17 protein-coding genes and 1 riboswitch are annotated in these 20,540 nt (G+C 40.2%); of the genes, 13 read left to right on the top strand and 4 right to left on the bottom strand.

The window, feature by feature from the left end; all coding sequences use genetic code 11:
- Positions 1-13 precede the first annotated feature (13 nt).
- Positions 14-1,123, bottom strand: a complete 1,110-nt coding sequence (locus K9B36_RS12645) for a sugar ABC transporter substrate-binding protein (protein ID WP_223702516.1) — start codon at positions 1,121-1,123, stop codon at positions 14-16.
- A gap of 115 nt (positions 1,124-1,238) precedes the next feature.
- A riboswitch (SAM riboswitch) is annotated at positions 1,239-1,346 on the bottom strand.
- A 2,056-nt stretch (positions 1,347-3,402) separates the two neighbouring features.
- On the opposite strand from K9B36_RS12645, the gene K9B36_RS12640 reads away from it, so the two are divergent.
- Positions 3,403-3,873: a DUF305 domain-containing protein gene (locus K9B36_RS12640; protein WP_223702515.1), complete on the top strand. Its 471-nt coding sequence runs from the start codon at positions 3,403-3,405 to the stop codon at positions 3,871-3,873.
- A 164-nt stretch (positions 3,874-4,037) separates the two neighbouring features.
- Here K9B36_RS12640 and K9B36_RS12635 read toward each other — a convergent pair whose 3' ends face one another.
- Positions 4,038-4,955: a mechanosensitive ion channel family protein gene (locus K9B36_RS12635; protein ID WP_223702514.1), complete on the bottom strand. Its 918-nt coding sequence runs from the start codon at positions 4,953-4,955 to the stop codon at positions 4,038-4,040.
- A 235-nt stretch (positions 4,956-5,190) separates the two neighbouring features.
- Between K9B36_RS12635 and K9B36_RS12630 the strand changes: the two genes are divergently transcribed.
- The 6 genes from K9B36_RS12630 (at position 5,191) to K9B36_RS12605 (ending at position 15,002) form a co-directional block, all read left to right on the top strand.
- On the top strand, positions 5,191-6,183 hold the full coding sequence (locus K9B36_RS12630; RefSeq protein WP_223702513.1) for a LacI family DNA-binding transcriptional regulator: 993 nt from the start codon (positions 5,191-5,193) through the stop codon (positions 6,181-6,183).
- A 166-nt stretch (positions 6,184-6,349) separates the two neighbouring features.
- Positions 6,350-7,621: an extracellular solute-binding protein gene (locus K9B36_RS12625; RefSeq protein ID WP_223702512.1), complete on the top strand. Its 1,272-nt coding sequence runs from the start codon at positions 6,350-6,352 to the stop codon at positions 7,619-7,621.
- Between the two features lie 246 nt (positions 7,622-7,867).
- Positions 7,868-9,124: a sugar ABC transporter permease gene (locus K9B36_RS12620; RefSeq protein ID WP_223702511.1), complete on the top strand. Its 1,257-nt coding sequence runs from the start codon at positions 7,868-7,870 to the stop codon at positions 9,122-9,124.
- A gap of 3 nt (positions 9,125-9,127) precedes the next feature.
- Positions 9,128-9,979 (top strand): sugar ABC transporter permease, encoded by an 852-nt coding sequence (locus tag K9B36_RS12615; RefSeq protein WP_223702510.1) that lies wholly within the window; start codon positions 9,128-9,130, stop codon positions 9,977-9,979.
- A 31-nt stretch (positions 9,980-10,010) separates the two neighbouring features.
- Positions 10,011-12,077 (top strand): beta-galactosidase, encoded by a 2,067-nt coding sequence (locus K9B36_RS12610; protein WP_223702664.1) that lies wholly within the window; start codon positions 10,011-10,013, stop codon positions 12,075-12,077.
- Between the two features lie 111 nt (positions 12,078-12,188).
- A complete protein-coding gene (locus K9B36_RS12605) occupies positions 12,189-15,002 on the top strand; it encodes a glycosyl hydrolase 53 family protein (RefSeq protein WP_223702509.1) in 2,814 nt (937 codons plus the stop codon).
- 889 nt (positions 15,003-15,891) lie between these two features.
- On the opposite strand, the gene K9B36_RS12600 is transcribed toward K9B36_RS12605, so the two are convergent.
- Complete coding sequence (locus K9B36_RS12600) at positions 15,892-16,197, bottom strand: nuclease-related domain-containing protein (protein WP_223702508.1); 306 nt, start codon at positions 16,195-16,197, stop codon at positions 15,892-15,894.
- A gap of 380 nt (positions 16,198-16,577) precedes the next feature.
- Between K9B36_RS12600 and K9B36_RS12595 the strand changes: the two genes are divergently transcribed.
- Positions 16,578-16,787: a hypothetical protein gene (locus K9B36_RS12595; protein WP_223702507.1), complete on the top strand. Its 210-nt coding sequence runs from the start codon at positions 16,578-16,580 to the stop codon at positions 16,785-16,787.
- A 211-nt stretch (positions 16,788-16,998) separates the two neighbouring features.
- Here the strand turns inward: K9B36_RS12595 and K9B36_RS12590 are convergent, their stop codons facing one another.
- On the bottom strand, positions 16,999-17,436 hold the full coding sequence (locus tag K9B36_RS12590) for a cell wall hydrolase (protein WP_223702506.1): 438 nt from the start codon (positions 17,434-17,436) through the stop codon (positions 16,999-17,001).
- 240 nt (positions 17,437-17,676) lie between these two features.
- Between K9B36_RS12590 and K9B36_RS12585 the strand changes: the two genes are divergently transcribed.
- The 5 genes from K9B36_RS12585 (at position 17,677) to K9B36_RS12565 (ending at position 20,163) form a co-directional block, all read left to right on the top strand.
- Complete coding sequence (locus K9B36_RS12585) at positions 17,677-18,159, top strand: DUF2975 domain-containing protein (protein WP_223702505.1); 483 nt, start codon at positions 17,677-17,679, stop codon at positions 18,157-18,159.
- 15 nt (positions 18,160-18,174) lie between these two features.
- Positions 18,175-18,390 carry a helix-turn-helix domain-containing protein gene (locus tag K9B36_RS12580; RefSeq protein ID WP_223702504.1) on the top strand — a complete coding sequence of 72 codons (216 nt, stop codon included), beginning with the start codon at positions 18,175-18,177 and terminating at the stop codon, positions 18,388-18,390.
- Positions 18,391-18,452: 62 nt separating this feature from the next.
- Complete coding sequence (locus K9B36_RS12575; RefSeq protein ID WP_223702503.1) at positions 18,453-19,250, top strand: DUF817 domain-containing protein; 798 nt, start codon at positions 18,453-18,455, stop codon at positions 19,248-19,250.
- 67 nt (positions 19,251-19,317) lie between these two features.
- A complete protein-coding gene (locus K9B36_RS12570) occupies positions 19,318-19,839 on the top strand; it encodes a YcxB family protein (protein ID WP_223702502.1) in 522 nt (173 codons plus the stop codon).
- 135 nt (positions 19,840-19,974) lie between these two features.
- Positions 19,975-20,163, top strand: a complete 189-nt coding sequence (locus K9B36_RS12565; protein WP_223702501.1) for a DUF4017 family protein — start codon at positions 19,975-19,977, stop codon at positions 20,161-20,163.
- The last annotated feature ends 377 nt before the right edge of the window (positions 20,164-20,540 follow it).

Genomic DNA, 20,540 nt, shown 5'->3' with positions numbered 1-20,540 from the left:
CCTGAGTATTGTGTTACTTTTTATAATGCTCCTTCAGTACCTTCATCCAGTTCTCTTCAAAAGCAGTGGAAGTTCCCCAGCCCTCCACCACTTCTGCAAGATTCACCATGTTTACCGCTTCATCTGACCCTTGAAGTTCCTCTTGAGAAATAAGGGAAGCCTCTAAGTCATAGGTTGCAGGAGTCTCTTCCCCGGCAAGCTTTTTGGCAAGCAAGCGAAGGTTAACTTCCCCAATTAATTTAGGATCTACCGCAGCCGTGTATTTCCATGGGTTTTCTTTTTCCTGAATTTCCTGGAGGTCTGCGTTGGAAACATCGATTCCATAAATTTTGATTTCGTTTCGTCCTGCCTCTTTAATGGCACGAGTTGCTCCAATTGCAAAAGCATCCCATGTAGCAAAAATCGCATCAATTTCTCCTTTAGGATGTTTGTTCAGCATCGCTGCTACAGCATTTTGAGTTTGAACAGACGTATCAGCCGCAGCTACACCGAAACGCTCCACTTCTTCTAACCCAGAGTTGCTTGCAAGTGTCTCCTTGTATATTGCGTTACGTCTCACCATCGGAGGGAAGCCATCTACCCAAAGGTACACAACTTTTGCTTCTCCGTTAAAATCCTTCACCAATTGATCGAGCGCCAATTTGGCCAATGCTTCATCATCTTGTGAGGTTAGTGTTACCCCGTCGATGGAAGCAATATCGGGATTAGAATCAAACGTTACAACACTCTTGCCGGCTTCGGTCAGCTTTTTCACGCCATCAACGGTAGCAGCATCATCGCCATGGGAAATAATGATTCCATCATAATCTTGTGTGACAGCCTGCTCAATTGCATCGTGGAACTTGGCGCTGTCTCCGTTCGCTGTAAAAACATCCACTTCAAAGCCTAGTGCTTCCCCTTCATTCTTGGCGCCAGCCAGAAATTGTGCCGTATGATCATCGCCACCGATTTTGCGAATTACCTTAATCTTCGCTCCTTCGCCAGCTGCAAAACGCTCTGGAACATTTTCAAACGATACCTTTTCCTTTGCACCAGCAGCAGAATCGCCAGCTGAACAACCAGTTAATAGCAGTGAAATGGAAAGTGCTGAAACAATCGCTGTCTTGTTAAATAATTTCTTCATAAAAAAACTCCCCTTTAATCATTTTTTTTGTGACAGGGAGAGAGTTTTACGATAAATAAACGTAAAAAAACCTCCCTAAAAGAGAGGTTTCACCGCAATATATCGGATAGTTCCTCTCTTATCTGTCAAAACACGTACATGTTCTGCAGGATTTAGCACCAATTCCAAATGGAACGGTTGCCGGGCATCATAGGGCCAGTCCCTCCGCCTCTCTCGATAAGAGATTGCATATTAAGTTAATTTTACAAAATTTATAATTATCACTTTAATTGGTTAAAGAATTTTTGTCAAGAACAATTTTTATGGTGGTATTGTAAAAGGGGGATTTTGAAAAATAGTTAGGTTGGTGGTTTAACTTCCTGTTCCTTTTCGTTTCAGGTGATTGCTTTCCTCGGGGCGGTGCGGGAGCCTCCTCGGCTTTGCCTGCGGGGCCTTCCGTCTACCGCGGCCGGACGCAGGAGTCGATCACCTGCCACTCCAATACACAGGGGAGAGGACTTTATATGTGATGGCCTTCTTTACGTTCCTTATTAAGGTTTTCACTTGGAGGGCTAGCCTGAAAATATTAGAGTACCTTTTAAACTCCCTGTTGCTTTCCGTTTCAGGTGATAGCTTTCCGCGGGGCGGTGCGGGAGCCTCCTCGGCTTTGCCTGCGGGGCCTTCCGGCTACCGCGGCCGGACGCAGGAGTCGATCACCTGCCACTCCAATACACAGGGGAGAGGACTTTATATGTGATGGCCTTCTTTACGTTACTTATTAAGGTTTTCACTTGGAGGGCTAGCCTGAAAATATTAGAGTACCTTTTAAACTTCCTGTTCCTTTCCGTTTCAGGTCATTGCTTTCCGCGGGGCGGTGCGGGAGCCTCCTCGGCTATGCCAGCGGGGTCTCCCCTCTACCGCTATCGCCCGCCGGAGTCGATCACAAGCCACTCCAATACACAGGGGGGAGGACTTTATATGTGATCGCCTTCTTTACGTTGCTTATTAAAGTTTTCACTTGGAGGGCTAGCCTGAAAATATTAGAGTACCTTTTAAACTTCCTGTTCCTTTCCGTTTCAGGTCATTGCTTTCCGCGGGGCGGTGCGGGAGCCTCCTCGGCTATGCCTGCGGGGTCTCCCGTCTACCGCTATCGCCCGCAGGAGTCGATCACTTGCCACTCCAATACACAGGGGGGAGGACTTTATATGTGATAGCCTTCTTTACGTTGCTTATTAAAGTTTTCACTTGGAGGGCTAGCCTGAAAATATTAGAGTACCTTTTAAACTCCCTGTTGCTTTTCGTTTCAGGTGATCGCTTTCCGCGGGGCGGTGCGGGAGCCTCCTCGGCTATGCCTGCGGGGTCTCCCGTCTACCGCTATCGGCCGCAGGAGTCGATCACTTGCCACTCCAATACACAGCGGGGAGGACTTTATATGTGATAGCCTTCTTTACGTTGCTTATTAAAGTTTTCACTTGGAGGGCTAGCCTGAAAATATTAGAGTACCTTTTAAACTCCCTGTTGCTTTTCGTTTCAGGTGATCGCTTTCCGCGGGGCGGTGCGGGAGCCTCCTCGGTGTTGCCTGCGGGGTCTCCCGTCTACCGCTATCGCCCGCAGGAGTCGATCACCTGCCACTCCAATACACAGGGGGGAGTACCTTATATATGACGACCTTCTTTATCTACCTATAGATTTCTGTTTCAAATAAGCAACATATGATACTAAGAATTCTAGCTGTGGATCGGAACGAAAGGCGGAGACTCCTGCGGGAGATAGTGCTTTGGGAAGACCCCGCAGGCGTTAGCCGAGGAGGCTTACCAAGCACCCCGCGGACGCGAAGGCTTTCGTGGAGAGGAACAGCGGTCTATAGCCGAACATTCCATCCACCAGATAGAGTATTTTAATTAAAATGATTAAAGAACACTCATTGAACTTCGGGTTCCTAGCTGTGAATCGGAACGAAAGGCGGAGACTCCTGCTAAGAGGTAGTTCTTAGGGAAGACCCCGCAGGCGTTAGCCGAGGAGGCTTACCAAGCACCCCGCGGACGCGAAGCCTTTCGTGGAGAGGAACAGCAGTCTAAAGCGGCACCCTTAATATAAAAATATCTTCAAGCTATATACGAAAATTTTAAAGAGCTCCCATTCAATTCTAGGTATTCCTCGCTGTAGAGAGCAACAGTGGTGCCTAAATGAATCCTAACTATAAGTTATTTAGAACAGGCACCTTTACCTAGCATGATTAATGAAAAAGCAAACGGGTATGGAAGTATCATAGGAACAAAAAATAAGGAGGTACAGTTATTATGAAAATGTACGCAAAATTTGCGGGAATGATTGCAACGTCTACCGTTGTTATGTATATCTTCATGTATTTAAATACATATGGGGTAGACCATGTCACATTCAGTGAAACGCGGCTCTATATGGCAATCATGATGGGAGCCACCATGACGGTCATTATGTTAGGTTTCATGTTGCACATGCTGAAGAACCGCAAGTGGAATATAGGGATATTGGCAGGAAGTATCGTTGTCTTTTGCCTAGCGCTATTTCTGGTTCGTAGTCAAACGACGGTAGATGATAGCTCTTACATGAAAGCCATGATTCCCCATCATTCGATTGCAATCTTAACAAGTGAGCGGGCCAACATTTCTGATCCACGTGTTCGAGAGCTTGCTGATGAAATAATAGAGGCACAAAGAACCGAAATTAAGGAGATGAAGAGGTTAATAGAAGACCTCGAAGAAAAAGAGGAAGAGGAAGAAGAGGAATAATTCTATTCTCATAAAAATATCAGTACACCGAAAATAAGCTAGGGAACGAATCGAACTCCTTGTTTCTTTCCATGGAAGTAAATGTTGGTTATTAACAGAGCAAAGAATAAAAAGAGCCTTTCAAACGAAAGGCTCTTTACTGATTCCTGGGTATACGGCTGCATCTATAAAGGATCCTTCAACTGGCTATCTACATGAACATCCATTGGCGGGGTGCTCACAACTTCAAAGGTTGCAGAAGCTAGCTGGACTTTTTCTGGATTTTGTTCGATTTCTGTAAGGATTCCGGTGAATAATTCATCTTTCATTACTCTGCGTTTTTTATATTCCACCACATATCTTAGCGTGAACTCTACCCAATTATCATTAACAGCCAAAGTGACCAATGGCTCGGTAGTGGCGTCTTCTATCACGAATTTACGAGTCATAGACTCCCAATATCCCTCTGCTAGTTTGCTATATTTTCCTGTCTTTTCTTGGGCAACCTGATTGATTAGCTCCCTTGCATACGAATAGTCACTACCAAACTTCACAGGAATAGTAAGCTCATCCCACAAAAAAGGGAAATCTGTTGAATAGTTATAAACCGGCTGTGTATAGACAAAGCTGTTTGCAATTTTGACGATTCTACCATTATATAAGTCGCCATTTACCCATTGACCAGCCTCCATCACAGTGGTTCTAAGGACACCGATATCAATAACATCCCCGGTTACTCCTCCGAGCTGAACTCTGTCGCCAGTCTTAAACATGCCTCCTACTAGAATGGTCAGCCATCCAGCTATACTTGCGATTACTTCTCGTAATGAAAAAGCGATTCCGGCACTCGCAACACCGAGAACGACAGTAATGCCTCCAAGCATATCACTATATACAATAGCTAAAAAAATGCCCCCAAGAATGTAGCCAAAAATATTCATCGTTTTTCGTGTTTTATACCAATTATTGTCATCTTTCACATAACGTTGCACACTTTTTTTCAATCCAGTGATAAAGAACGTAATTATTATGACTCCCACTAAGGCAACAACGAATTTATAGATAGTCGCGTTCGACATTAAATTTTCATATAGTTCATTCATTTAAGATCTCCTCTATTAAACACTATAAAATTCCTTACCCTAGAGGGAAGTAATTAAACAAATTATACACTTTGGAGGTGTAGCCGAATTTTAAAGACATGTGAGCGACATTCATGATAATAAAACAGTTGTTTGACTTTTTAGGAAAACGAGGTAAAATTAAGTAAAACATTTTACTTAAAAGAGATAAAACCCTGTAGTTAGTCAGCGGATTTTAAAATAGGAGGTTGGAACAATGGCCACAATAAAAGATATTGCAGAAGGAGCGGGGTACTCCATATCCACAGTGTCCCGTGTGTTAAATAACGACAAAAGCCTATCTGTCCCAGATGATACGCGTGAAAAAATTTATGAAGTTGCAGAGAAACTAAATTACCGGAAGAAAACGGTAAGGCTTCTAGTGAAAAACATTGCGTTTTTATACTGGTTAACTGATAAAGAGGAACTAGAAGATGTATATTTTAAATCGATGAGATTAGAAATTGAAAAGATAGCAAGAAAGTTAAATGTGGAGCTTACCACATATAAGATAAATGACGGGATACAAGCCATTCCAGACAATATAGAAGGGTTCATTGCAGTAGGGACGTTTTCCAACAAAGAATTAGAATACCTAAGAGGGCGAACGACAAACGGAGTATTTATAGATACATCACCTGACCCTTACCACTTTGATTCCGTTCGACCGGATTTAGCGCTGATTACAAGGAGAACTGTTGATTTTTTTATAGAAAAAGGGCATACCGATATTGGTTTTGTCGGAGGGACCTTTCATAACCCGAATAATGATGAAGATGAAATGGATCAGCGAGAAAAGGTATTCCGCAGCTATATGAAGGAAAAGGGATTATTGAAGGAAGAATATATTTTCTGTCACAGAGGATTTTCCGTGGACAATGGCTATTATCTTATGTCTAAAGCAATCGAAACCCTTGGAGACCAACTGCCGACCGCCTTTTATACTGCTGCTGACCCAATAGCTGTTGGCTGTCTTCAGGCTTTAAATGAAAATGGTATTTCCATACCGAATCGTGTAAGTGTTGTCAGTATCAACAATATTAGTGTAACCAAATATGTATCACCACCATTAACCACGTTCCATATTGATATGAAAGAAATGTGTAAAAACGCTCTTGAATTGCTGTTAGAGCAAGTATTGGAGAAGCGGAAGCTAGTAAAAACATTGTATTTAGGATCTGAGTTAATCATTAGGAAGAGTACAAATTAATTAGGTAAAAGTGTTGATAAAAGGATTTGCTAAAGTTTTCGTAAAACTATTCACTTAATTTAGTAAAAAAGTTGTTTACATGTTTTACTTAGAGTGCTATATTAAATTTAGTAAAGCGCTTACAGTCTCGAACACTTTTAACCTATTTGAAAGGAAGTAGATCCTAATGAAGTTAAAAAAATATTTTAGTATATTGGGTGGATTAGCGTTAAGTTTATCCTTAGTAGCTTGTGGACCTCAAGAAAGCGGTAATGAAAACGAGGAAAATAACGCAACGGATGAAAATGTAGAATTAATCGTTTGGGAAGATATAGAGAAAGCGGCAGGCATTTCAGATGCTATTGCCAAATTCGAAGAAGATAACGATGTAACAGTCAAGGTTGTTGAAAAACCTTACGCACAACAAATTGAAGATCTGCGTCTAGATGGACCTGCTGGAACTGGGCCGGATGTCTTGACTATGCCTGGTGACCAAATTGGGACAGCGGTAACAGAAGGATTAATTAAAGAGTTGAATGTAGAAGAAGTTCAGTCTATCTATACAGAAGTTGCCATGCAATCACAAATGGTAAACAACAAGGCTTATGGCTTACCAAAAGCAGTGGAAACAACGGTGCTTTTCTATAATAAGGATCTGATTTCCGAAGAAGAATTACCAACATCACTTGATGAGTGGTATGACTATTCAGCAGAAGTAACAGATGGCGACCAATTTGGTTTCTTAGCTTTATTTGATCAAATCTATTATGCACAAAGTGTAATGAGTGGATATGGGGGATACATTTTTGGCCGTGACGAAAATGGAGCGTATGACCCAACAGATATCGGCTTAAACAATGAAGGCGCTATCGAAGGTGGAAAATATATTCAAAAATTCTACAACGATAAATTATTCCCATCAGGTATCATCGGAGCACAAGGTATTAACGTTTTAGAATCATTATTCACAGAAGGAAAAGCTGCGGCAATTATTTCTGGACCTTGGAATGTTGATCCATTTGCAAAAGCGGGAATTAATTACGGTGTAACAAAATTACCAACGCTTTCAAATGGCGAAAACATGAGTTCATTCGTTGGTGTGAAAAGCTATAATGTTAGCTCGTACTCAAAACATGCAGAGCTTGCAGAAAAATTAGTAACGTTCCTTGCAAACGAGGAAAATTCAAAAAAACGTTATGAAATTACGAAAGAAGTTCCAGCCGTGCAAGCTTTGGCGGATGACCCAGTAGTAGCGGAAAGTGAAGTAGCTCAAGCGGTTGCTGAACAATCTCAATTCGCTGAACTTACACCAAATATACCTCAAATGAATGAAGTTTGGACACCTGCAGATGCGGCTCTACAAACAATCGCAACAGGCAAAGCAAATCCGACAGATGCGCTGAACCAAGCTGTTGAAACGATTAAAGGACAAATAGAAGCAAAGCATAGTGGGCAATAAGATTTTAAATAGTGGTGTCAAACTAAATGTTTGGCACCATTTATTATAGGCCTTTTTGAATAGAATGTCGTTTTTGATAAGGTTGTTATAACCCGGTGCAAACTTGTAGCCGTGCACTTTTTCTATGATTGTTAAAAGTAACTCGGTATTTTAAGTTAATAGAACAATGAAAAATCCAAGTTCCGATTTTCACGGTTATGTTCAAAAAGCCCGGTCTCTTGATTGTTAAACAAATGAGGTGAAAAGATGCAACATCGTAAACTAGCATTATTGCTATCTATTATTCCAGGACTAGGACAGCTTTATAACAAGCAATGGATAAAAGGAGCTCTATTTCTTTTTCTTACTGCGTCCTTCTTCGTAGTATTTAGAGACCTATTAAATATGGGTTTTTGGGGACTTTTCACACTAGGAACCGAAGTGCCCCGGGATAACTCGATCTTCCTACTTGCAGAGGGGATTTTAGCGGTTATTGTCACATGCTTTGGTCTTGCATTCTATTTTATAAATCTAAAGGATGCCTATACAAACGGGAGATTACGTGAGGAAAATAAGAAGTTAAGTTCCCTTAAAGAGCAGTATCATAATGTTGTGTCTCAGGGATATCCTTATGTTGTAAGTGGACCATCCTTCTTTATTCTTATTTTTGCAGTAATCTTTCCTATTTTATTTAGTTTTGCACTAGCATTTACAAACTACGATCTATATCATTCTCCACCAGCAAACTTAGCGGATTGGGTTGGTTTGCAAACGTTTAAAGAGATTTTTACTGTTGATATTTGGCGCTCCACCTTTTTTGATGTATTAGGTTGGACGGTTATCTGGACCCTTCTTGCTTCAACTCTACAAGTTGGTCTTGGTATTTTCTTGGCAGTACTTGTTAACCAAAAAGACGTGAAATTCAAGAGGTTTTATCGGACTATCCTGGTTTTACCATGGGCGGTTCCAGGGTTTGTTACTATTCTAATCTTCGCAGGTCTTTTTAATGATAGCTTTGGTGCCATCAACAACGATCTGTTAGCCGCGATCGGCATTGACGCGATTCCTTGGATGACCGATGCGAACTGGTCAAGAGTGGCGCTTATCTTAATGCAAGGATGGTTAGGCTTTCCGTATATATTCTTAGTAACAACAGGGGTTCTGCAATCGATTCCAGATGATTTGTATGAGGCAGCGACCATTGATGGTGCTTCGATGTTTACGAAATTCAAACATATCACTCTGCCGTTGATTTTATTTGCGATTGCTCCAATTATCATTACGCAGTATACGTTTAACTTTAATAACTTTAATATAATCTACCTCTTCAATGGCGGCGGTCCGGCAATGCCTGGTTCCACAGCTGGAGGAACAGATATACTAGTATCCTGGATATATAAGTTGACTATGCAATCAAGTCAATATTCTCTAGCAGCTGCATTAACCATTTTATTATCTGTATTTGTTATTGCTATTGCATTGTGGCAGTTTAGACGTACAAATTCATTTAAAGAGGGGGCTTAAGAGATGTTGACAAGTACGAAGAGTAAGAATTTCTTTAGACTCTTTAGCTCTTATTCCATATTAACGCTAATGACAATCATCATCATTTATCCACTTCTTTGGACAGTGGGGGCAAGTTTTAACCCTGGTAACAGTTTAATCAGTACGTCCATCATTCCGGCAAATCCAACATTAGATCACTATAAGGAATTGTTTGCTGGAAAAGAAAGTCTGCCATATGTTCAGTGGTATCTAAATTCGCTTAAAATTAGCATATTTACCATGATCGGAACGGTAATTTGTGTTTCTTTTACCGCATATGCGTTTTCGCGTTTTCGTTTTAAAGGAAGAAAAAATGCCTTAACTTTATTCTTATTATTGCAGATGATTCCGCAGTTTTCTGCCTTAATTGCATTATTCGTACTAGCCCAAATTCTTGGCATGATGAATAGTCATTGGCTATTAATCTTGCTGTATATCGGTGGACTTATCCCGATGAATACCTACTTGATGAAAGGGTATATGGATTCGATTCCGATGGATTTAGATGAAAGTGCAAAGATCGATGGTGCGAGCAATACAAGAATCTTCTTTCAAATTATTATGCCTTTATCCAAACCGATGCTTGCTGTCGTTGCAATGCTTGGATTTACCGGACCATTGGGGGATTTCGTCCTATCATCCGTTATACTAAGAAATTCGGAAGCTTATACATTACCAATTGGACTATATAATCTAGTGAATGAAGTAATGGGGGCAAGTTATACGACCTTTGCTGCAGGTGCAATATTAATTAGTATTCCAATTGCAATTATCTTTATCTTGCTGCAAAAGAATTTTGTTTCCGGATTAACTGCTGGCGGGACAAAAGGCTAACATCGAAACAAATTAGTGTCAAAAGGAGAGTATTATGTCAAAACATGAAAAAACATACACAACTAAAGCGAACTTTATGCTTCATGGAGGAGACTACAATCCTGATCAATGGTTAGATCGTCCCGACATTTTAGCAGATGATATTAAATTAATGCAACTTTCTCATACCAATACCTTCTCTGTAGGGATTTTTGCATGGAGTGCACTGGAACCGGAAGAGGGAGTCTATCACTTTGAATGGTTGGATGAGATTTTTGAAAATATCCATGGTTTCGGCGGCAGAGTGATTTTAGCAACACCAAGCGGTGCACGTCCTGCCTGGATGTCACAGAAATATCCTGAAGTATTACGAGTAAATGCTTCAAGAATCAAGCAACTGCATGGTGGAAGACATAATCACTGCTTTACTGCAGAAGTGTATCGTGAAAAAACAGAAAAGATGAACCGTTTGTTGGCAGAAAGATATGGCAATCACCCGGCATTATTAATGTGGCATATCTCAAATGAATATGGTGGCGATTGTCACTGTGATCATTGTCAGGTAGCATTCAGAGACTGGCTTAAAAAGCAATACAACAATGACCTTAAAGCCCTGAATGACGCATGGTGGGGGCCGTTTTGGAGTCACACATTTAATGACTGGTCTCAAATTGAATCACCTTCACCGATTGGGGAAAGTGCCGTACATGGATTGAACCTGGATTGGAGACGTTTCGTCACAGACCAAACCATTTCTTTCTATCAAAATGAAGTCGTACCATTCAAAGAGCTAACGCCGGAGATTCCAATCACAACAAATTTTATGGCGGATACACATGACCTGATTCCTTTTCAAGGACTTGATTATAGCAAGTTTGCCAAGCATTTGGATGTAATAAGCTGGGATGCCTACCCTGCTTGGCATAATGATTGGGAAACAACTGCAGACCTTGCGATGAAGGTAGGCTTTATAGATGATCTGTACCGAAGCTTAAAGCAGCAACCATTTTTGTTAATGGAAAGCACCCCAAGCGGAGTGAACTGGCATAACGTGAATAAAACAAAACGACCAGGGATGCATCAACTTGCTTCGATGCAAATGATTGCTCATGGATCTGACAGTATCCTTTATTTTCAATGGCGTAAATCACGTGGATCATCCGAAAAATTCCATGGTGCAGTAGTAGACCATGATAATAGCACGGAAAACCGCGTGTTCAAAGAGGTTACACAGGTTGGGGAGACATTAGAAAAGCTGTCTGAAGTAGTAGGCACAAACCGTCCATCAGATGTGGCCATTCTTTATGATTGGGAAAGCAATTGGGCTTTAAACGATGCGCAAGGCTTCGGCTTGGAGACGAAGCGCTATCCTCAAACTTTGCAACAGCATTATCGCACCTTCTGGGAACAGGATATCCCGGTAGATGTCATCACAAAGGAACAGGATTTCACTTCATATAAACTGCTAATCGTCCCAATGCTTTATTTAGTAAGTGAAAAAACCATTTCGCGCCTCAAATCGTTTGTTGAAAATGGTGGAACATTAGTGATGACCTATATAAGTGGATTGGTAAATGAACATGATTTAACGTACTTAGGCGGCTGGCACAAGGATCTGCAAGAAATTTTCGGAATGAAGCCAGTTGAAACCGATACGTATTATCCTAACGATCGAAATTCTGTTAGGTTCAATAATCAATCCTACGAGTTGAAGGACTACGCAACAGTTCTGGAACGAGATACAGCAAATGTGGAAGGAATCTATGAGGATGATTTCTATGCAGAAACCCCTGCTGTTACAAGCCATAGCTATAAAAAAGGGAAAACCTACTATATCGGTGGCCGTCTAGAAGATCAGTTTCATCGTGATTTCTACCAAGGATTAATCGAGAGTCTATCTCTTGAACCAGTATTCCCTGTTAAACATGGTAGAGGTGTATCTGTTCAAGTAAGACAAGCTCCTCAAAAGGACTATGTTTTTGTCATGAACTTTACCGAGGAAAAACAAAATGTCACCTTCGAATCTTCCGTTAAAGATCTGTTAACAGGAGAAGAAGTAGTCGGAAACGTGACATTAGAAAAGTATGAAGTAAGAATTGTGGAGCATCAAAAAAGTTAGGTTACTTCAAAGATGGGTGGGGGAGAATCTCCCGCCCACCATTATACAGTTGATTGTAAACGCTTCCGTTAGAAAGTTATCTACCATTCTAATAGTAAAGGTGAGAATCGTATGAGAAAAAAACTAAAATCTTTTACAGCACTAATGGCATTTATGTTGGTATTTAGTTCATTTTTTGGAAACAAGGATCTAGAAGCTGCAGCTGAGCAACAGGTTAACTACATAAAGAATGGCGGCTTTGAATCAAATTTTTGGGACGATGGTTCCTGGAATGTGGAAACACAGAATGAAGAAAACGTTGATGTCCAGCATTTTTCCTATGCGGATGATACTTGGATGACACCAGATGAGGGGGAGTACGCCGCTAAATACTGGGTGAATGAGGCAGCAAGCGAAGCTCAATCCTTTACATTAGAGCAAAGCATTCCAACCTTACCTGCTGGAAGCTATGAGCTATCGGTCCGTACGATGGGCGGAGCTGGTGATGAGGCTGGAAATGTCTCACTATTTGTTGGAGAAAAAACTTCAGAAGCAGTGGCAACTACAGGCTATAACGAATGGGGGACGATAACCATGAAGCTTGAGGTAGCCGAAGAAACGACAAATCTTCCAGTAGGAGTTACGGTTTCCGGTAAACCAAATGCTTGGGGGAACTTGGACAATGTTCGCCTAGTATCTCTTGAAAGCAAGGAAGATGATGGCGAAAGTACGGTTCCTGATCCAGTAGAAGCTAATATTTTTGTGGAAAGAGTAGAAGGTCTTGATGAAGAGTTCATTAAGGGCGTTGATATCTCTAGTATCCTTTCCTTAGAGGAAAGCGGTGTGAAATTTTATAATGAGGCAGGGGTGGAGCAGGATATTTTCACCACGCTATCAGATGCAGGGGTTAACTATGTTCGTGTCCGTATCTGGAATGATCCCTACGATACAGAAGGAAACGGATATGGTGGTGGAAACAACGATTTAGAGGCTGCCCTTGAAATTGGTAAAAGAGCCACAGCAAACGGAATGAAGCTGTTAGTGAACTTCCATTATTCCGATTTTTGGGCAGATCCAGCAAAACAACAGGCACCAAAAGCTTGGGAAGCGCTAAATTTTGAAGATAAAAAGGCTGCTGTTTATAGCTTTACAAAAGAAAGCCTGCAGGCAATGGTGGATGAGGGCATTGAGATCGGCATGGTTCAAGTTGGTAATGAAACCAATGGAGCATTTGTCGGGGAGTCTGACTTTACTAAAATGAGTGCATTATTTAATGAAGGAAGTAAAGCCGTTAGAGAAATCAATGCCGATACTTTGGTAGCTTTACACTTTACGAATCCTGAGACATCAGGAAGGTATGCATCACTTGCTCAACGATTACAGCAAAATAGCGTGGACTATGACGTATTTGCCAGTTCCTACTATCCCTTCTGGCATGGTACTTTAGCTAATCTAACGTCCGTTCTGAAGGATGTGGCAGACACCTATGACAAAAAGGTGATGGTCGTGGAAACCTCTTATGCCTATACAGCGGAGGACGGGGATGGACACGGAAATACCGCTCCAAAAGATTCTGGCCAAACGCTAAACTATCCCATTACAGTTCAAGGTCAAGCGACTGCTGTCAGAGATGTATTTGAAGCAGTAGCAAATGTGGGCGAAGCGGGAATTGGAGTGTTTTATTGGGAACCAGCATGGCTTCCGGTGGGACCACCAGATGATTTAGAGAACAATAAAGAACTTTGGGAAACATATGGTTCCGGATGGGCGACAAGCTATGCAGCGCAATATGACCCACATGATGCAGGGGCATGGTTTGGTGGGAGTGCCGTAGATAATCAAGCTTTATTTGATTTTAATGGAAATCCGTTACCTTCCTTGAATATTTTTAAATATGTCGATTCAGGAGCAGTTGCCCCTTTGAAAATCGATGAAATTTCCGATATTTCTTTAAGTGTTATTTTAGGAGAAACAATTACATTACCTGAAACGGTAACCGTAACCTATAATGATGGAAGTAAAGGAACAACACCAGTTACATGGGAAAATGAAGCACTAGAACAGGCAATCAACAACGGCGTTGGAACCTATGTTATTGACGGTACAGTAGAAGGGGGAATGAGTGTCAAAGCCCATCTTGAAATTAAACCAGAAAACTTTGTTTTGAACCCTAGCTTTGAAGAAAGTGACAGGTCAATGTGGGAGATTGGTTATGGCAACGAAGCGACTCCACACACTGATTATCAAGATAAAGCATCCGATGCAAAATCAGGAAATTACTCGCTTCACTTTTACTCAGCAAATGAGGTTAATTTCTATGTGGAGCAGACAATCACAGGCTTAAAACCAGGATACTATAACCTATCGATGTTCCTTCAGGGTGGCGATGCCGGAGACTCCGAGATGTATCTCTACGCCACAACAAGCGACAACGAATACAAAATGGAAACCTCGGTTAATGGATGGGTGAATTGGAGTAACCCTTCCATCGGTGATATTCTTGTAGTTGATGGTACCCTTACTATTGGCGCAAGAATCAAGGCTGGCGCAGGAGCATGGGGCAGTTTGGATGACTTCTATCTATATCGAGTAAGTGATTATGAAGAAGTAGAGCCAACACCGGAACCAACCCCAGAGCCGGAACCAAGCCCTGGACCAACTCCAGAGCCGACCCCAGAGCCGGAACCAAGCCCTGAGGAAGACGAGAATGCTAATGAACAAGAAGAGGAGAAAAATCCAGTAGATTCAGAGAATGATGAGGCAGGAGAAACTCCTAAGAACGAAGATCAGAATGCAGGTAATGGTGACGCTAAAAAAGGTCAGCAATTACCAAATACAGCCACACCGATTTATAATACTATTTTAATTGGATTACTTTTATTAGGAATCGGCTTTGCAGCGATGTTTTATTTTAGAAGATTGAGAAATGTAAGCGAAAATGTGTGATGGATAGGTAGGGAAAAGAGTGGGGTTTCTTAAATGAAATCCGCACTCTTTTTTTGTTTTGTTTGCAGTGGTTTTGCTAAGGGGGGATGAGATCGTCTGGACCCGGAAAAGGAGGGGTCGATGGTCTCAAAGGGAGGGAATGAGACCACGGGCACCCGGAAAAGGAGGTGTCGATGGTCTCAAAGGGCTGAATGAGACCATCGGTACCCGGAAAAGAAGGGAACATTGGTCTCAATGGGAGAAATGAGATCACCTCCCCCTCCCAAAAGCCAATTCAATCCCGTTCCACATAATAAGAACTCTTACCGTATCCTAATAGATTAAAATTTTTGCCAAGAATATTCCGGATTGTTTTTTTGCTTTTGATTATCCTACACCACTCAAAGATCTGATTTGTGGTAATTTTCATTTCAGGAAAAAGAATCTTAAATTCTTCCACGCTTCGTAAAACGGCATTGTGTAATAGTTCTTTTTCGTCACACTCAGGACAAATCAAAGTTGGTTGTTTAAAACTAGGATAAAAGGTTTGACAGCTGTGGCAGATTATACCCTTTTTTAGATTGCTATAGTGGTATTCTGGCAATCGGGAGGAAGGGGCTTCGGTTAAATGCATCGTTAGTAATTGATGCGCTAGCTTCTTTTGTATATCTTGCAACGGTTTAGAAGGTCTTTTATTTAGGTTTTCCATAAAACGAGTGAGTTGTGATGGGAAAATAATTGGGAGATTTTGAGGTGTTGAGTAGAGTTGGAATTCGGGATTAACAAAGATAAGAAGTGCTTCAATAGAGAGGTTAAAGCCATTTTCTTGGAGTAAGCGTCTAAATAGGGATTCTGTCCTTTTTAATTGAAGTAATGGGTTTTTTATTTCGGTTCTTTTTGATGCGGAATACTATCTATCTGCTTCTAGAAGAAAGTCACCTTCGTAGTTTTTCACTTCAAAGAGGTAGATTGTATGTGGTGTGATTACTAGGGAGTCAATTTGAAATAGCGTGTGATGGCAATCAAGTAATAAATCATTTAGAACCAAACTGTCGCAGGAGAGATTCTTTATCCATTGGTCAAACATTATCTCTCCTTGAAATCCTTTTGCAATGTTAGTGAGGTAATGTTCTTCTTTTGATTCTAGATTTGTTCGAGCATCAAGGGATTGGAAAGTTTTTAATTCGAGTGAGTGATTACGAGGTTTCAGGATCAATATACCTATCTCCAATCTGTTGATTTTGGTTATTTATGATAGATTATAAACTAATCATTTTTATAACTTTATTATAAGTCCCTCAAACATACAAGAAGCTAGAAATTCGATTCTGTTGTTTTCTAATTTATAGTGATTAGATAATGCAGTTTTGCTTTAGATCAAATTTGTATTTTATAAGAAAAATATAGTGGAAAAAGAAAAGGTTGAAGCTGCATGCTTGCACCCTTAATAAAAAGTGTTCAAGTTTCCGGTCTGTTTAATTGTATCGAAGCTCATGGTATAATAAGAAATTGAGGATATGCTCGACTTTGCCTCAAGATTGAACGGATGCCAAGAAAAGCCTCCGCCTACCGATGAAAAAATGGAGGTGTAAGATAATGAATAAACGATGGACAATAGGTAGCATTAAAGAATTTGTTGAGAAAAATTCAGAAAGTAAGTTACTGACGACAGAATATCACGGGTTTTCGCAAAAGCTACTTTTTAAATGTACATGTGGTAGCAACTTTGAAAAAACCTTTAAGAAATTTAAAGACAATAACCAACGTAAATGTGACGTGTGCCAACAACCTAAAGCCTCACGCTAATATAATGATAGCGCCGATTTCTTTTTCAAAAAGCTGTTTTCGTATTGATTGTTGCTTTTAAGTAAAAAATCCAATAGCCGATTTTTTACGGGCTTATAACAACAATCCTAAAAAAGAGCCTTTTCAAAAGGAGTTTGGCGCTTTTTATATTTTAGTGGGGGATTGTATAACGCAAAAAAACCCCACGCAAATTGCGGGGGGAGAGTTGTTCTTATCTATAGGCACCTTCGCATGTATCAGGCAGCGGTTCATAATAACAATGTTGCTTGTATTGCCCTGTAAATGGTTGATTGTACCATGTAGGAGGACATGGCCCATACGGATTAAAGTACCAAAGAGCATATTTCGAAGGATGTTCTCTCCAATAGTCCAAGGTTTTTTTTGCTAATCTTTTTTCTACCCCTCTTGCTCGGTTATAAAAAACGTTGCCTTTTTGAACTGCTTCAAAAGAATAGTTCCCTCCTTGTATTTGAAAAATAACGTCGTTAATGTTTCTTAATTCTTTAAAGTCTAGACAATTTGCTACATTCCGATTAACAATAACATTTCCAACCATTAACATTCCCTGTTTGCCTTCCCCTTCAGCTTCTGCCCGCATCATCCTTGCCACTAAATCAACATCACTGTCCGTATATTTTACTCTTACCATATTTTTATCACCTCTAAAAAATTGTATGAAAAAAATCCACAATAATGTTTGGCCTACTATAATTTTCTCTAAATGAATGTTTGCTTTGAATATAAGTGGAACATCGGTATTCTTGTATAATTTATATAGGGATAAGGTATTGTTAACAATATAAATATAGCATCTTACAGTAAGTTTTTATTGTAAATCAATAAAAAACTTGGTAAAATCAAAAAACAATATATAAGTGAGGTGCTTTTTATGAGAAAAGGGTCAACGCTCTTTTTGAAGATTGCTGTAATATTGATGGGAATACCGGTTCTTGCTTTATGCATATTCTTGGTTCCGGAGATAGCAAATTTTGCAGTAGAGTTGTATCCAGATATGGCATATTTGAAATATCTTGTTTTCCTTGTATTTTATGCAACAGCGATTCCTTTTTACATTGCTCTGTATCAAGCTTTTAAGCTTTTAAATTTTATTGACAAGAATAATGCATTTTCGGCGCTATCTGTAAAGGCATTAAAGAATATCAAATACTGTGCAGTCACTATCAGTACCTTATATGTAGTAGGCATGCCACTCTTTTATCTTGTGGCAGAAAGAGACGATGCACCGGGTATTATACTACTTGGTATGCTCATGATCTTTGCTTCCATGGTTATTGCTGTGTTTGCTGCGGTTCTCCAAAAACTATTACAGGATGCCATTGATATAAAAGCGGAAAATGATTTAATAGTCTGATCTGAGGTGGTTAATATGGCAATTATAATCAATATTGATGTGATGCTTGCTAAAAGGAAAATGAGCGTTACAGAACTTTCAGAACGAGTTGGAATTACAATGGCTAATCTATCTATTTTAAAAAATGGCAAAGCTAAAGCGATTCGATTATCAACATTAGAGTCCATTTGTAAAGCTTTAGAATGTCAGCCTGGAGATATCTTAGAATACAAAAGTGACGATAATGTTTGAAAAAAAGAACTTCTATGCTAAAGGGCAGCGACACTTTTAAATAAACCTTTGGAGGCTAGATTATGAGAGCACTAAAACAACTTGTTCGGTTTGGTTGGGAGCAAGCCTTATCATGTTTGTTTCCTGTCGTTATTTTTGCCTCATTGGCCTTAACACAGATTACGCCACTTCCCTTTCTGCCGCGGTATGACTGGCTGCTCCTCATCTGTCTTTGGATGCAGTGGTGGATGGTACGGTCTGGGCTTGAAACACGGGATGAGCTGAAGGTTATTACACTGTTCCACCTTATTGGGCTAGCGCTTGAGCTATTTAAGGTCCATATGGGTTCCTGGTCATATCCAGAGGAGGGCTATTCTAAGATTTTTGGTGTGCCTTTGTATAGCGGATTTATGTACGCAAGTGTAGCGAGTTATCTTTGCCAGGCATGGAGAAGGTTGAGGGTGGAACTGGTTAAATGGCCGCCGTTTTTGCTGGTTGTCCCTCTTGCATCTGCGATTTATTTGAATTTTTTTACTCATCACTATTGGATCGACATACGGTGGTGGTTATCTGTATTGGTTATTGTCGTCTTTTGGAAATCATGGGTCACATACGAGGTGAATGGAACTCGCTATCAAATGCCCATTGCACTTTCTTTTGTACTTATTGGATTTTTCATATGGATCGCTGAGAATATCGCAACATTCTTTGGGGCATGGGAATATCCAAACCAAACTGAAGCATGGAGCCTTGTTCATCTGGGAAAAGTAAGTTCGTGGTTGTTATTAGTGATTGTTAGCTTTCTTATAGTTGCGACATTAAAGCAGGTGAAGGGAAAAAGTTCGATTATGGTAGATACTAAGCTTTCTAAAGTTCATTAAAATCGTAATTTCCGCCCGCCACATTAATTCCATTTATGTTACCCTTAAAGTAAAGGATGTGGTTATTTTGGAACGGAAAGAAGAAGTAGCAGTAAGTGGAATGATCAGTTTAGAAATGTTTAAGCAGTACAATGTTTACCACTCAAAAAAACTGCTTAGGGTTGTGACTCTAATAGTTTCAATAGGCTATCCTCTAATATTACTAGCTTTAGATGTAGTTAATGTCTTTGTTGCCACCCTAACTGGGTTAGTCATGTGGGGTATCCTTACGGCACTCTTACCAAGCGCCATCAAGCGGCGCGCGGCAAAGGAATATAAGAGTGATCAGATGATTAAGAATGAACTATTCATCACCGTCAATAATGAGGGCATCCATCAGAAAGTTAAAAGATCAGTTGTCTATTGGGATTGGAATGATATTAACTCCATCAAGGAACACAAGGAAATGTTCTTGTTCTACGTATCGAAAAATAAAGCAGTTATTTTGCCGCAGAAGTTTCTTTTTAATGACGATCAATCACGATTAAGAAGAATCATCCAGCAAAACGCTGTGTCCCAAAAAGTGAAGCTGTTAGAAGAATCGATCTGAAAGTACTGGCATCATAGTGATGTATGCCAGTGCTTTTTTGCTTTTACGGCAATCTGTAAAAACTGGGAGGAAATTAACATTATATAATATAATTTAGTAAGAGAGACTATTTAGATTTTGGAAGGATGAAAAGAGATGAGAAAAGTAGTTCCACCGTTAGTAGCATATCTGATTGTGTGTTTAGTTGTGCTTATAATTCCGGCATCAGAAGGATATAACTCGGTAGGCTGGAAATTGTTTGTCGGCCAATTATACGCAGTGCCAATTCTAATAATAGTTGCTGTAATTACGTTTTTTGTAAGTAGAAAAAGTTCAGTTAATTAAGTAGATTAAAAGGTTGTAATATTACGAAAGTCAGCATAAATAAACTCCGGCATTTTGAAAACTTCTAAAAATTTATCTTGTACCTTCCTCGATAAGTTCAAATTCAAGAGCTTTGTTTGTGGAAGGTTGTTTTCGCATTCATTTATTTGCATCTGCGTAGGTTATTTCACCCGGTAGTAAGGTTGTTGTGATGAAATTTTTATAAAGGGAACGATTTTTCCAGTATCACGCGCAATTTTTGCTGAGAATTATAGGTGATACTCACGTGAATTTACTTGTTTGTAACACTCTGGAGGATTTGCGCACGGAAGAAGGATTTTATGCACCACAACTCACCACTTGCGCACGGAACAAGAATTTTATGCACCACATCTCGC

Origin of the sequence: Sutcliffiella deserti (genome assembly GCF_020037475.1) — a bacterium.
Taxonomy (GTDB): domain Bacteria; phylum Bacillota; class Bacilli; order Bacillales; family Bacillaceae_I; genus Sutcliffiella_A; species Sutcliffiella_A deserti.
This window is presented reverse-complemented; position numbering and strand designations above follow the sequence as displayed.